Annotated in this window: 10 protein-coding genes; 3 read left to right on the top strand and 7 right to left on the bottom strand. The window is 77.2% G+C overall.

Annotated elements, in window-relative coordinates; genetic code table 11:
• Window positions 1-6: 6 nt before the first annotated feature.
• On the bottom strand, window positions 7-903 hold the full coding sequence (locus HH311_RS19540) for a cobalamin-binding protein (RefSeq protein ID WP_169185365.1): 897 nt from the start codon (window positions 901-903) through the stop codon (window positions 7-9).
• Between the two features lie 336 nt (window positions 904-1239).
• On the opposite strand from HH311_RS19540, the gene HH311_RS19535 reads away from it, so the two are divergent.
• Window positions 1240-1989: an EI24 domain-containing protein gene (locus HH311_RS19535; protein WP_169185364.1), complete on the top strand. Its 750-nt coding sequence runs from the start codon at window positions 1240-1242 to the stop codon at window positions 1987-1989.
• 1 nt (window position 1990) lies between these two features.
• Here the strand turns inward: HH311_RS19535 and HH311_RS19530 are convergent, their stop codons facing one another.
• The 4 genes from HH311_RS19530 to HH311_RS19515 form a co-directional block, all read right to left on the bottom strand.
• The gene (locus tag HH311_RS19530) at window positions 1991-3151 is read right to left on the bottom strand and encodes a TIGR02678 family protein (protein WP_169185363.1); all 1161 of its coding nucleotides are present in this window, start codon (window positions 3149-3151) and stop codon (window positions 1991-1993) included.
• The gene (locus HH311_RS19525; protein ID WP_312030251.1) at window positions 3148-4623 is read right to left on the bottom strand and encodes a TIGR02677 family protein; all 1476 of its coding nucleotides are present in this window, start codon (window positions 4621-4623) and stop codon (window positions 3148-3150) included. Before HH311_RS19525 ends, HH311_RS19530 begins: the two co-directional genes overlap by 4 nt.
• Entirely contained in the window at window positions 4620-8828 is a 4209-nt protein-coding gene (locus HH311_RS19520; protein ID WP_169185362.1) for a TIGR02680 family protein, read from the bottom strand. Before HH311_RS19520 ends, HH311_RS19525 begins: the two co-directional genes overlap by 4 nt.
• Before the next feature lie 61 nt (window positions 8829-8889).
• Window positions 8890-9840 carry a phosphotransferase gene (locus HH311_RS19515; RefSeq protein WP_169185361.1) on the bottom strand — a complete coding sequence of 317 codons (951 nt, stop codon included), beginning with the start codon at window positions 9838-9840 and terminating at the stop codon, window positions 8890-8892.
• A gap of 5 nt (window positions 9841-9845) precedes the next feature.
• Between HH311_RS19515 and HH311_RS19510 the strand changes: the two genes are divergently transcribed.
• Window positions 9846-10577, top strand: coding sequence for a YaaA family protein (locus tag HH311_RS19510; protein WP_169185360.1), 732 nt, complete (start codon window positions 9846-9848; stop codon window positions 10575-10577).
• A gap of 132 nt (window positions 10578-10709) precedes the next feature.
• On the opposite strand, the gene HH311_RS19505 is transcribed toward HH311_RS19510, so the two are convergent.
• Window positions 10710-11519 carry a serine hydrolase gene (locus HH311_RS19505; protein ID WP_169185359.1) on the bottom strand — a complete coding sequence of 270 codons (810 nt, stop codon included), beginning with the start codon at window positions 11517-11519 and terminating at the stop codon, window positions 10710-10712.
• Between the two features lie 27 nt (window positions 11520-11546).
• Window positions 11547-12521 (bottom strand): mechanosensitive ion channel family protein, encoded by a 975-nt coding sequence (locus HH311_RS31950; RefSeq protein WP_169185358.1) that lies wholly within the window; start codon window positions 12519-12521, stop codon window positions 11547-11549.
• Between the two features lie 167 nt (window positions 12522-12688).
• Between HH311_RS31950 and HH311_RS19495 the strand changes: the two genes are divergently transcribed.
• Complete coding sequence (locus HH311_RS19495; protein ID WP_169185357.1) at window positions 12689-14056, top strand: sodium:proton exchanger; 1368 nt, start codon at window positions 12689-12691, stop codon at window positions 14054-14056.
• Window positions 14057-14110 lie beyond the last annotated feature (54 nt).

The raw sequence follows: 14110 nt of genomic DNA, 5'->3' as shown, positions 1-14110 counted from the left end.
CCGCCGTCACGCGACCCGCGCCACCCGCCCCGCCGGCGGCGCCGGGACCGCGTCGGGGTGCAGCGCGTGGGCGAGCGCCTCGATCCCGTCGACCAGCCGCGGCGCGGCGCGCACCACGTACGACGCCGAGTCGATCGCCACCAGCGGGACGCCGGGCAACCGGGCCGCCACCGACTCCGCCTGGGCGCACGCGTCCGCGAGCCCGAACCCGCACGGGGTGACCACGACCGCGTCGGGCCGCGGCCCGGCGGTGAGCTCCTCCCACGCGGCGGGGACGCTGCGCCCGCCGTCGGTGCCCGAGACCGGGTCGCCGCCCGCCCGGCGGACCAGCTCGGGCACCCAGTGGCCGGGCAGGAACGGCGGGTCGGTCCACTCCAGGACGAGGACCCGCGGGCGGGGCCGGCCCGCCAGCGCGTCCGCCACCGCGTCCGCCACCGCGTCGAGCCGGGCGCGCAGGTCGGCGAGCAGCGGCGCCGGGTCGGTCCCGAGGGCCGTCCCGAGCGCGGCGATGCCGTCGAGGACGCCGTCGAGGGTGTGCGGGTCGTAGGAGTGCACCGCGACGTCGTCGAGCCCCAGCTCGTCGAGGGCCTCGGCGACGGTCGCGCCGGGGAGGGCGCAGACCCGGCAGAGATCCTGGGTGACGACGACGTCGGGCGCGGCCGCCCGCAGGACCTCGCGGTCCAGGTCGTACATCGGCAGCCCCGCGGCCGCGCGGTCGCGGACGCACGCGTCGATCTCGGCCGGGGTCATGCCGTCGGCCAGCGCGGACCGGACCACGACCGGGACGCGGTCGCGGACCCCGGCCGGATGGTCGCACTCGAAGGTCACCGCGACGAGGTCGTCGGACCGGCCGAGCGCCCCCACGATCTCGGTCGCCGCCGGCAGGAGCGAGGCGATCCGCATGGGGTCCGAGCCTAGGTCCGCGGTGCTGCGGGAGCCCGCCGAGTGGACCGTCAGGGCTGCCGCGGGAGCCGTGGGAGCCCACTCGGCACTGGTAGCCCCGCCGAGTGGACCGTCAGGGCTGCCGCGGGAGCCGTGGGAGCCCACTCGGCACTGGTAGCCCCGCCGAGTGGACCGTCAGGGCTGCCGCGGGAGCCGTGGGAGCCCACTCGGCGCCGCACCCGTCGAGTGGACCTCCAGGGTTGGCCGAGCAGCCATGCGCGCCCACTCGGCGCGGGCGGCCGGCCCCCGCGGCGGTCCGCGCGCACGGGCCGGCGCCGCCTGCGGGACGATCCGGACGTGTCGGACCTCGTGCTCGGGCTGCGGCTCTACGCCCGCGGGGCGGCCACCGTGCTGGGCTCGGCGCGGCTGCTGCGCCTCGGGGCACTGCCCGCGCTCGTCGCGGTGCTGCTCTATGCCGGGGTGTTCGTGCTGCTCGCGCGGTTCCTCCCCGACCTGGTGGACCTGCTGACGCCGTTCGCCGCCGGGTGGTCGCCGTCGGCGCGGGAGGCCGCCGACGTCGTCGTCGGGGTCGCGCTCGTGGCGGCGGTCGCGCTGGTGGCGGTGCTGAGCTTCGTCGCGGTGACCCTGGCGATCGGCGGCCCGTTCTACGAGCGGCTCTCGGAGATCGTCGACGACGGGGTCGGCGCGGTGCCCGAGGGCCCCCGGCGCGGCACCGCCGCCGCGCTGGTGCGGGGCGCCCGCGACGGCCTGGTGCTCGTGGTCTTCTCGGTGCTCACGGCGGTACCGCTGTTCGTGGCGGGGTTCGTGCCGGTGCTGGGGCAGACCCTGGTGCCGGTGCTCGCGGCGCTCGTGGGTGGACGGCTGCTGGTGCTGGAGCTGGCCGCGCCCGCGCTGGACCGGCGCGGGTACGGGTTCGCCGCGCGGCGCCGGCTGGTGCGCTCACGACGCCTGCTCGGCTGGGCCGTCGGTGTCCCCACCTACCTGTTGTGCCTGGTCCCGCTCGTCGGCATCGTCGCCGTGCCGGTCGGGGCGGCCGCCGCGACGCTGCTGGCCCGCGAGCTGTGCGGCGAGCCGACCTCGGCCTGACCTACAGCAGCGTCGGCTGCTCGTCCTCGGCCTCGCCGTCGGCCACCGTCACCTCGGGCACGTAGCGCGCGGCGGGCGGGAGCACCCGCACCGCGCCGTCCTCGGCCACCGCGACGAGCCGGACCGAGACCAGCAGGGCGAGGACGTCGGCGGCGAAGCGGTCGCGGTCGGCCAGCGCGGCCTTCGACCAGTACCGCCCGTGCTCGGCGACCAGCTCGTCGAGCACCTCGCGGACCGACGGCCACGGGATCGGGTCGGGGTCCTCCGCCGGCCGGAACTGGAACACCAGCTCGCTGACCAGCAGCAACGCCGCGTGGGCGAGGGTGCCGCCCGCCGGGAACGCGACGTCGGAGCACCCGCCGTCGACGTCGAGCGCGGCGAACCCCTCCGCGCGCGCCTCGAGCACGAGCCCGGTGCGGGCCTCGATCCGCCGGGCCTCGTCGCCGGCGCGGCGCCGCAGCTCGGCGAACCGGGCGGCGTCGAGGTCGCCGGCCAGCAGCACCGGGTCCTCGATCAGCCGGCGCCGGGCCGCCGTCGCCGCCGACCCCCGCTCCCGCGCCCGCGCCACCAGCTCGTCGGGGGTCTCCGCCCCCACGACGGCGCCCGTGGGCAGCAGCGCCATCCGGTCCTGGCGGACCTCGAGGAGGGCGTCCGCGTCGGCGTCGTGCTCGTAGGAGGCGACCCCGCGGTCGAGCTCGCGGAGCATCCCCTGGGCGATCAGCCAGCGCAGCGCGGTCACCAGCGCCCGGCGCGACGCCGCGTCGGTGTCCATGACGACGCCGGCCTCCGCGGCGGCGGAGTGCACGGCGTTGACGAGGTCGCGCAGGCTCGTGCGGTCGGGGCCGGAGGTGGTCGCGGCGAGCACCAGCGCGAGCGCGGTGTACTCGGCCGAGGTGAACGCCCGCGGCGTGGCCGAGACGGTCCGCAGCGGACGGTCGGGCGGGACGTGCCCGGTCTTGACCAGCCGGGCGGTGTCGGCGGTGACGACGAGCCGGTAGTTCAGCTCCTGGGTGAACCAGGCGTCGAGCGCGTCGGCGTGCCGCCGGACCGACGCCACCAGCTCGGGGTCGGACTCGGCGGTGCGCCACGGCCGGGCGAGCAGCGCCCGGGTGGCCGCGACGAGCTCGCCGTCGCGCTGGGGGTCGGAGCGCGGGGTGGTCACGGGGCCGGCTCCACCGTCAGCGCCATCCCCTCGATCCGTAGCGCGCCCGCGTGGGTGGGCACGCTCGTCGTCGTGCCGGGCTCGCGGCGGACCTCGCAGCGCACCCCGTCGAGCGCGACGCTGCCCGACGGGCTCGTCCCCGCGCCCAGGTCGGCCACGGCCCGCGTCAGGACCCGCTGCAGCTCGCGGAGCGCGGGCTCGGAGAGCCGGTCGGTGAACCCGGCCGCGCCCGCCTCGAGCAGCTCGGCGCGGGCCGCGGCGGCGCGCTTCTCGGCCTCCTCCCGCCGGGCGAGCAGGTGACGACGCTCCTGGGTCCGGTCCTGCACCCGCGAGGTCCGGCCCCGGCTCGTGGTGTCGCCGCGCTCGCGCAGCGACACCGGCACCGTCGCGACCGGCGCGTCCCACCACGACGTCGCCGACGACACCGGGTCGGTGTCGTCACCGCCCGCGCCGCCGAGATGGCGGGCGCCGAACATCCCGAACGCCGCCGACGCCAGCTCGTGGGCCCGCGCGGCGTCGGAGCGCGCGAAGAACAGGGCCAGCCGGAGGAAGTCGACGCGCCGGGAGGACCCGGCGGTCCCGGTCCGCGACAGCCGCGTGAGGTTCTGCGTGAGGGTCCGGACGGCGTCGACCGCGTCCCGTTCCAGCGTCTGGACCCGGCTCGGCCGCCCGGGGGCGGACACGAACCAGGACGCCAGGTTCTCCCAGTCGGCGACGGCGGCCCCCGGCTCGCGGCGCACCCGCACGCTCGACAGGCCCGCCGCGGCGACCCGGGCGGCGAGGCCGTCGGCGGCGCGCTCCACGATCGTCCCGACGGCGGGCGCCACCTCGGTGAGCAGCCCGGCGATCGGCCGCGCGGCGCGGCGCAGCGTCTCCAGCCGCTCGCCGACGTACCCGACGAGCACCTCGGAGAAGAAGGCGAACTCGTCCTCGTCGAGGTCGAAGCGCGACTGCCACTGGTTGATCGCGGCGAAGAACTGGGTGATCTCCGCCGAGAACGCGACGTGCGGGTCGAACACCGCCCGGACGGCCTCGGCGAGCCGGTCGGGCGGGGCGGTGGCCGCGTCGAGCCCGGTGAGCGCCTCGAGGCCCGCGCGGAGCTGCTCGAGGCGTCCCAGCGAGACGTCGCGGACGTCGTCGACCTGGGCGAGCACCCCCTCGACGAGGTCGTGGACCTCCTGGCCGACCCGGGTGATCAGGTACCGGTTCCGCCGCCGGTAGTAGTCCTCGACGGTGCCGACCTGCCCGACCGACGCCGACACCTCGAGGTTGCCCCACTCCCGCAGCTGCTCGAGCCGCTGGGTGACCGTGGCCTCCTCGAGCGCCGTCCCGGACTCGGCGAGCCGCGCGGTCACCTCGGCCGGCGTCAGCTCGGCGAAGAACGTGCCGGCGAAGACGGCGAGGACGGCGCGGTAGTCGGGTGACTCGGTGACGTAGGAGAAGACCGTCGTCCGGATCCCGGGCGTGCTCACGCGGCCACCGCGAGCTCGTGGCCGTTCCAGCGGTAGTGCACGAGCGCGATCGCGCGCAGCTCCGGGTCGCGCAGCACCTCGGTGATCGCGAGCGCCGGCACGTTGGCGTGCGTGCCCCACAGCCGCTCGGAGGTGACGACGAAGTCCACGTCGAGGTCCACGAGGAGGCCGAAGAGCTTCGCGTGGTTGTCCTCGGAGACCTTGGCGAAGGCGTCGTCGAGCAGCACGAGCCGGGGCGCGCCGACGGCGTGCGGGTCGTGGGCCGCGGCGCTGGCCGCCGCCGCCGAGGCCATCGGCAGCACCGTGACCAGCTTCTTCTCGCCCTCGGAGAGCGTGGTGCGCCGCGTCAGCAGCTCGTCGTTGCGGCCCGGCCGCCGCAGGTAGATCCGCATCTCGTGCCACGTGCGGTAGTCGAGGACGTCGCCGATGACGGTGCGGTAGGACGCCTCCGGGTCCTGGCCGCGGGCCTGCTCGACGAGGCCCTTCACCGCCTCGCGGACGCGGTCGTCCTCGTCGGGGGTGCGCAGGTCGGGGTGCTTGCCGAGCAGCTCCAGCGCGGTCGCGGTCTCCGGGTCGAGGTCGGAGCGCGGCCGCCAGTCGAGCCGCACGCCGATCCCCTGGCTCGAGGTGACCCCGCGCAGGATGCCGTTGATGCGCGTCACCAGCTCGCGGGCGGCGAACAGCGCGTCGGCGACCTCGCGGGCGATGCGCCCGTGGAGCAGGTTGCGCAGCGCCTGGTCCTGGTGGGCCGAGAGCAGGCTGGTCGCGCGTCGCCGCTGAACGGCGATCCGGTGCACCATCTGGGCCAGCACCGCACGGCTCGGCCCGGTGACGTGCACGGCCAGCGGGGCGCCGTCGGCCCCGCGGCGCGACTCGATGTCCCAGCCCGAGGCCAGCTGGTCGCGCGTGGCGCGCAGCGCCTTCTCCAGCGCGTCCTCGCTGACCTGCACCCGCGGGGCGGCGATCCGGGCGCGCAGGGCCTCGACCAGTTCCCGCGCGCCGTCGACGGTCGCCGGGGTCGCCGGGATCGGCTCCGGTGAGCCGGCGTCGTCCTCCCCGCCTTCCGGGACGAACGACTCGTTCGTGGCGTCTACCTGCACGAACGAGTCGTTCGTCCCGGCTGCGGTCGACACGGTGGTGGGCCGTTCGGCCGCGGCGAGCAGCCCGGGAACCTCCACCGCCTCGACGAGCCGCGCGCGGCCCGCCGTCGCCGCCGCCTCGCGCTCGGCCAGCGTCTCCCGCGCCGCCTCCACCCGGAGCTCGGCCTCGCGCACGGCCACGGTCGCGCCGGTCTGCTCCTCGCGCGCGGCGTCCAGCCGGCCCGCGACCTCCCGCAGGTGCTCGTCCAGCTCGCCGACCCGCGCGGCGACCTTCGCGGGCTCCTCGCCCAGCGCCGCCTCCGCCGTCTCCAGCTCGGTGCGCACCGCGGCCGCGTGGCCCGCGGCCGCGCGATGGTCGGCCACCGCCGGCCCGAGCTCGGCCACCTCCCGCTCCCAGCCCGCGATCGCCTCGCGCCACGCCCGGGCGCTGCGCCGCGCCCGCTCGGCGGCCGACTGGACCGCCGCCAGCGCCCGCTCCGCGTCGGCGGTCGCCTCGAGCAGCTCCTCCAGCCGCGCCGGGTCGGTCGGCAGGCCCGCGTCCGAGGCCTCCTGCTGCAGGCGCGCCACCGCCTCGTCCGCCCGACGGCGGGCCTCCGTCGCGGCGGCCGACCGCTCGGCCGACCGCCCCTGCGCCTGCTCGGCGTAGCGCACCGCTCCCGTCGCGGTGGACACCGCGTCGTCGACGGCCCGCGTCGGGGGCAGCTCGCGCACGAGGACGCGCAGCGCCTCGGCGTGCGCGTCGAGGGCCGCCGACACCTCCCGCGCCGCCACCAGCCGGTCCTGCGCCGCCGCCACCCGCGCGGCCAGCTCCGCCAGCCGCCGCGCCCGGGCCTGCGCCCGCGCGCCGGTGCCGACGTGCTCGGCCGCGGGCTTGGTGTGGCGCCCGCGCAGGGGTCCGGCGCCGAACGACCCGTCGTCGCGCACCCACAGCGCGCCGGCCTCGGGGTGGTCGCCCACCGCCGCCAGCACGCCGGCCACGACCTCCACCGGCACGGCCCCGGTGTCGACCGGGGTCAGCCACCGCGCGAGCCCGCCCGCGCCCGCGCCGGGCGCTGCCGGGTCGGCGGCCACCAGCAGTTCCCCGCCCGCGCCGCGCAGCGCGCCGTCGGCGCCCACCCGTGCCGCGAGGAGGCCGGAGGCCTCCAGCGCCGCCTCGAGACCGGCCCGGCCGGCGTCGTCGAGGTCCTCGGCGAAGTCCACGACGGACGCGAACAGCGCACCGTCCGCGGTGTCGGCGTCGGTCCGCCACGGCTCCCGCGGCAGCGGCAGCTCGCCCGCGGCCTCGACCCGGGCCCGCTCGGCCCGGAGCTCCTCGACCTCACCGCCCACCTGCTCCACGGCGGACGTGGCCCGCCCGTGCGCGGCGGCCAGCGCCCCGGACGCGTCGTCGGCGCGCCGCCGCGCGGCCGCCACCAGCGCGTCGGCGCGGGCCCGCAGGTCGTCGCCGGGGTCGGCGTCGTCGGGGACCTCGGCGGGGTCGTCGGGCGTCAGCCACCCGACCGGTCCGCCGGGCTCGGCCGCGGGCACGGCGGCCAGGTGCGCGGCGAGGCGTCCCCGCCACGCGCCGACGGCCCCGGCGTGCTCGTCGGCCGCCGCCCGGGCGGCCCGCCGGGCGACGTCGGCCTGCTCGGCGGCCTCCTCGGCGCGCTCCCGGGCCTCCGCGGCCTCGGTGTCGGCGCGGTCGGCCGCCGCGGTCTCGCGGTCGGCGGCGACGGCACGCTCCCGCAGGTCGCGCAGCGTCGTCCGGTGTGCCCGCAGGCCGTCGCCGATCCCGACGAGGGCGGTGGCCAGGTCCTCCGCCGGATCGGACGCGTCCTCGGGGACCTCGACAGTGGTGCCCCCGGCCTCGTCGTGACGCGGCTCGGTGACCAGGGCGGGCGGGTCGGGCAGGCGCGCGAGCGCCGGGCCCGCCGACGCCGTCCGGGCCGCCGTCGCCACCCCCGCCAGGTGCTCGGTGATGCCCGCGAGGTCGGACTCCAGCTGGCCCCGCGCCGCGGCGACCGCGTCGGCCGCCGTCGTGGTCCGTCTGCGGGCGCGCTCCCGCACCGCGTCCAGCGTGGCCGTGGTCTCGTCGGCGCGGGTCAGCTCGTCGCGGCGGCGGACCAGGTCGGCGTGGGCGGAGTACTCCGGGAGGCTCACCAGGCCCTGGCGCTCCGCCGTCGCCCGGGCGTGCTCGTCGGTCAGCTCGCCGACGCCGCGCGTCGCCGCCTCGCGGGCCGCCACCGCGCGACCGGCCGCCGCCCGGTCGCGCTCCAGGCGCGTCGACGCCGTCCGGGCCGCGTCGACCGCCGAGGCGGCACCCTCGACGGCCGTCATGAGCACCCGGCGGGCGTAGTCCGCGTAGACCTCGACGACGCCGTCGAGGGCCTGCGCCGTCCTCGCGAGGTCGGTGACGTTGCGGCGGTGGTCCTCGAGGTCCTCGAGCGGCTGCGCGGCGTCGGAGACGGCGTCCTCGGGCACCGGCGGCAGCGCCTCGCGGAGCGTGCGCGGGAGGTCGGTGTCGATGCGGTCGCCCACCCGGGGGTTGCGGACCTGGTGGAGCAGCCGGAAGTAGGCCTGCGGGTCGGTGCCGCCGAAGAACCGGCGGGCGATCTCGGCGCGGTACTCCGCGGTGGAGGTGAACACCGCCCCGCGCCCGCCCAGCTCGCCGCGCAGCACCTCGGCCGAGAACGGGACGTCCGCCTCGGTGAGCCGGAAGTCGATCTTCGCGCGCCGGTCGGTGGAGAACCACCAGGTGGTGACGCGGTCGGTGCTCCGGTTGGCGCGGATGCCGCAGCCGACGGTGCGGTGCTCGACACCTCCGTCGGCGGCGTCGCGGACGAACTCGATCCACAGGTAGCCGGTGCGCTGCGTGTCGTCGTTGTCGGAGAGCATCCAGCTGCGCAGCACGCCCCGCTGCTCGCCCGCGGCGTCGATCTTGCGGACGTCGGCCTCGAGCAGGAACGGCAGCAGCATGTTCATCGCCGTCGACTTGCCCGAGCCGTTGACCCCGCGCAGCAGCAGGCGTCCGTCGGCGAAGTCCAGCACCTCGTCCTGGTACTGGTACACGTTCAGGATCCCGGCGCGGGACGGCCGCCAGCGTCTGTTCCGCTCGGTCTGAGCCACCCGTCGGAGGGTACGGACCTCCCCCGACGGTCCCGGCTCACGCCCGACCGGGGCAGCGGGGTCACGCCGCGTGGAACGGCGACGCCGACCCGAGGGTGGCGAGCGTCGTGCGCGGCGCGTCCGCGAACCGGTGGTCCGGCCCCGCGGCGCCGACCGCGCGGTGCCACGTGAGCGCGCGGGCGACGACCGCGGCCCGGCAGGCGATCTCGGCGATGCGGACGAGCTCGCGGTGGCCGGCCAGGTCGGCGAAGACGTCGAGGTAGGCGTCGCGGGCGGCGAGCACCGCCGGGTCGTCGGGCCCGACGCCGAGGGTGCGGGCGAGCCCCCCGAGCGCCACGAGCAGGCTGGCGAACGGGTGGGCGAGCACCGCGTCGCCCCAGTCGTAGAAGCGGGGACCGGCGGTGAGCACGTTGCCGGGGTGCAGGTCCTGGTGGTCGACGGTGACGAGGTCCGCGCCCGGGGAGTCGGCGAGGACGGCGGCCCAGTGTGCGACGAGGGCCCGGCGGCGCGGCACGTCGTCGTCCAGGCCGGTGGCGGCCACCGCCTCGGTGAAGCGTGCGGGCAGCGCGGCCGGGGACGCGTCGGGGACGCCGGCCGCCAGGATCTCCGCCCAGGCCGGGGCCACAGCCCGCTGCAGCGCGGCGTACACCCGCAGGGCCGCGGCGACGCCGTCCGCGACCCGCTCCGGCGGACCGTCGCGCAGCGTCGGGCCGCCGTCGGGCAGCAGCAGCCACCCGCGCCGGTCGTCGCGGGCGATCGGGACGAGGACCGCCCCCGGGGTCCGCGCCGCGAGCACCCGGTAGAGGCCGACCTCGGCCCGCGCGGCCGCCGTCGTCGCCTTGAGCCAGACCGGACCGTCGGCGGTGGGCAGGCGCAGCACCGTCGACCACGGCCGCTCGCGGGCCTCCGGGGGCCCGGTGCGGCGGACGTGGGCGTCGGCCCACGCGAGCACCTCGGCGAACCGCTCCTCGGAGTCCCCCGCCACCCGGCCCACCCCCTCCCGGGAGATCATGCACCGTGCTCGTCGTCCTGCCGCCGTCCGAGACCAAGGCCGCGGGCGGTCGCGGCGCGCCGCTCGACCTCGACGCGCTCTCGTTCCCGGCGCTGAACGTGGTGCGCCGCGAGCTGGTGGACGACCTGGTGGCGCTCGCCGACGACGTCCCCGCCTCCCGCGAGGCGCTGGGGGTCAGCGAGCGGCAGGACGACGAGATCGAGCGGAACGCGGCGCTGTGGACCTCCCGCACCGCGCCGGCGCTGCGCCGCTACACCGGCGTGCTCTACGACGCCCTCGACGCCGGCTCCCTCACGACGGCGGCCCGGCGGCGGATCGCGGTCTGCTCGGCGCTGTTCGGGCTGGTCATGGGCACCGACCCGATCCCGGCCTACCGGCTCTCCGCGGGCTCCGCGCTGCCCGGACGCGGCGGGCTGCGCACGGTGTGGCGCCCGGTGCTCGGCCCGGTCCTCGCGGACCTCGACGAGCACGTGGTCGACCTGCGCTCCGGCGGCTACGCGGCGCTGGCCCCGGCGCCGGGGGCGACGACGCTCGACGTCGTCTCCGAGGCCGCCGGCGGGTCCCGGACGACGGTCAGCCACGCCAACAAGTCCCACAAGGGGCACGCGGCCCGGCTGCTGGCGGCGACCCGGCGTCGTCCCAAGGACACCGACGGGGTGCAGGCCGTCCTCGCCGACGCGGGTCTACCGGTGGAGCGGGCGGACGCGACGTCGCTGCTGCTCGTGGTGCCGCGCTGACGCCGGATGCCAGCGAAGCGTCGTTGCTTGCATCGAGTGACAGAAAAGCCCCGCCGACGCGACCGATCCCGGCCGAGTGGACCGTCAGGGCTGCCGGGCCAGCCACCGGGGTCCACTCGGCGCCGCGCATGATCAGCCGGCCAGCTCCGCCAGCACCCCGTCCGTGAAGGGCGGCCACGCCTCCTTGGCCCAGTCCCCGAAGTCGCGGTCGGTCAGCACCACGCAGGCCGCGTCGACGGCGGGATCGACCCACAGGAACGTCCCCGACTGCCCGAAGTGCCCGAACGTCTCCGGCGAGCTCGACGCGCCCGTCCAGTGGGGGGACTTGTGGTCGCGGAGCTCGAAGCCCAGCCCCCAGTCGTTCGGCTTCTGGTGCCCGAGCCCGGGCAGCACCCCGTTCAGTCCCGGGAACTGCACGGTGCGCGCCGCGGCCAGCGTCTCGGGCGCCAGCAGCGACGGTGCCCGCAGCTCGCCCGCGAACACCGCGAGGTCGGCAAGGGTCGACGTGGCGCCGTGCCCGGGCGAGCCGTCCAGCGTCGTCGAGGACATGCCGAGGGGCTCGCACACCGCCTCGTGGAGGTAGTCGGCGAAGGCGATGCCGGTGCGCCCTGCGAGGTGGTCGGCCAGGACCTCGAAGCCCGCCGAGGAGTACAGCCGCCGCGTCCCGGGCGGCGCCATGACGCGGTGCTCGGAGAACGCCAGCCCGGACGTGTGGGCCAACAGGTGGCGCACCGTCGAGCCCTCCGGCCCGGCGGGCTCGTCGAGGGTGATCGCCTCCTCCTCGACGGCGAGCAGCGCGGCCACCGCGACGAGCAGCTTCGTCACCGACGCGAGCGGGAAGCGCCGGTCCGCCTCACCGTGGGTGGCGGTGCCCGAGGAGCTCACCACCGCGGCCGCCGCGTGCTCGACCGGCCAGTCCTCCACGCGGCGCAGGCTCTCCACGGGCGCCGACCCTAACGGCGCCGACCGTCACGCGGCCGGGGACTCCGGCGACGTCCGCAGCTCCGACACCACCCGCTCGGTGACCGCCCGCCGGACCGCCCACTGGCGGTTGGGCCGCGTCGTGGTGGTGACGCGCAGCGTCATGCCGGACTCGCTGACCGTCTGCACCCCCAGGACCCGGGGCTGGTCGAGGACGTCGCGGGCGAGGCCGTCGTCGACCGCCTCGCGGGCCGCCCGCTCGGCGACCCGGCCGACCGCCTCGACGTCGGCGTCGAGCTCGATGGGGACGTCGACGACGGCGACGGCGTGGTCCTGCGAGGCGTTGCCGACGCGCTCGATCGTGCCGTTGCGCACGTACCAGACGACGCCGGTGACATCGCGCACCGACGTCGTCCGGAGCCCGACGCGCTCGATCGTGCCGACCGCGTCCCCGAGGTCGACGTGGTCGCCGACCCCGTACTGGTCCTCGAGCAGCATGAAGATGCCGGAGAGGAAGTCACGGACGAGGTTCTGCGCGCCGAACCCGACGGCGAGGCCCAGGACCCCGGCGGACGCGAGCACCGGCGCGAGGTTCACGCCGAAGCGCGAGAGCACCATCATGAACGCGGTCCCGAAGATCACGATGGACGCGGCGGAGCGCAGCACCGAGCCGACGGTCCGCGCGCGCTGGGCGCGCCGGGCGGACCCGAAGGCCTCGATGCGCTGGGCGTCGCTGACCCGGTGCCGGCGGCGCAGCAGACCGGTCACACCGGGCATGCCGACGCCCGCGGCCACGTGGGAGATGACGCGGTCGACGACCGTGCGCAGCGCGACGGCGGCCAGGACGATCCCGATCACCGAGACGAGCACGGACACGGTCCCGTCGGCGCCGCGGGCGAGCCAGGCGGTGCCGGTCCAGGACCAGACCCGGGCGCACCAGGAGCCGGCGTCGGCCGCGCAGTCGGGCGCGGTGCCGCCGAAGGGCGGCGCGAGGGCGGGGAGCAGGGCAGCGAGGGGGAGCACGGCGCGGGGTTCACCTCGAGGACGATCGGGTGCGGTCGGTCGTCGGTCGTGGATCCTTCTGCGGTCCGGCCCGACACGGTGCCCGACACCGTCGGGTGACACGACAGGGGGGTCGGGACGGCGTGGCGGGCGGGTGCCGCGGGCCCGTGCCGGGTAGGGACTCCGATATGCCCGACTCCGCGGGGACCTCCCCGCCGCGCGGCCGCGACCGCTCCCCCCTCCTGGTGGCCGGGACCGTCGCCCTCGCGCTGCCGGGCGTGGTGATGAGCGTCGCGGGGCTGTCGATCTCCCCGCCGGTCGACGCGCTGCTCTACGGGCTGGCGATCGTCGGGGCGGCGTTCCTGCTGTCCTGGGCGGCCGAGGCCGCGCAGGTCGACATCTCCGCCGGCCTCGCCATCGCGCTGCTCGCGCTCGTCGCCGTCCTGCCCGAGTACGCGGTCGACTTCGTGTTCACCATCCAGGGCGGGAACGCCTACCAGCAGTACGGGCCGACGTGCCTGCCGCCGGGCTCGACGGCGCAGTCCCCGTGCGGGCTCGCCCTGGCCAACATGACCGGCGCCAACCGGATCCTCGTCGGCATCGGCTGGGCGCTGGTGGTGCTGCTCGCCGCGATCCGGGTGCGGCGCGACGCGTCCCGGGGCCGCGACCCGCACGGCGACGGCGGCACCCTCCGCCGGGAGGGCCACTCCACCCGGGTCACGCTGCTGCGCACCGACTCGGTGCCGCTGGTGTTCCTGCTGGTCGCGACGCTGTACTCCCTGACCCTGCCGTTCCGTGTCAGCATCACGCTCGTCGACCTGGTGGTGCTCGTCGGGATCTTCGTCGGGTACAGCATCCGGGTCGCCCGGGCGCCCGCCGAGGACCCGGAGCTCATCGGGCCCTCCGCGTGGGTCGGGCGGCAGGCCGCGACGCCGCGGCGCGCCTGGTACATCGGCCTGTTCGTCGTGGCCGCCGCGATCATCCTGCTCTGCGCCGAGCACTTCGCGGACTCGCTCGTCGAGACCGGCACCGAGCTCGGCATCAGCCAGTTCTTCCTCGTGCAGTGGTTGGCCCCCTTCGCCTCCGAGGCCCCGGAGCTCCTCGTCGCGGGCCTCTACGCGTGGCGGCTGAAGACGACCGACGCGCTCGCCGCCCTGGTCTCCTCGAAGGTCAACCAGTGGTCCCTGCTCGTGGGGACGCTGCCGCTGGTCTTCGCGCTGGCCTCCGGCTCGCTGCACGGCCTGCCGATCGACGGTGAGCAGCGCGAGGAGCTCCTGCTCACCGCCGCGCAGTCGTTGTTCGCGGTGGCGCTGCTGGTGACGCTGTCCATCACGGTGACCGGCGCGCTCGCCCTCGTCGGGCTGTTCGCCCTCCAGTTCGTGCTCGCCGCCGTGCTCAGCGGTCCGCTGCAGGACGCCGAGCTCCTCATCATCTCCGGGATCTACGTGGTGCTCGCGGTCGCGCTCTTCGCCCGCCGGTGGAGATCGCTCGGCTCCCTGCTGCGCGACGGCCTCCGGACGCCGTACGCCGAGCTCACCCGGGAGCAGGAGCGGTGACGCCCGCCGTCGACAGGCAGCCGGCACCCGTCCGCGTCACGGCCGGGTAACACG

The organism is Actinomycetospora sp. TBRC 11914 (assembly GCF_012933465.1).
Taxonomy (GTDB): domain Bacteria; phylum Actinomycetota; class Actinomycetes; order Mycobacteriales; family Pseudonocardiaceae; genus Actinomycetospora.
The sequence above is the reverse complement of the archived record's forward strand: the minus strand, read 5'-3'. Positions and strand labels throughout refer to the sequence as shown.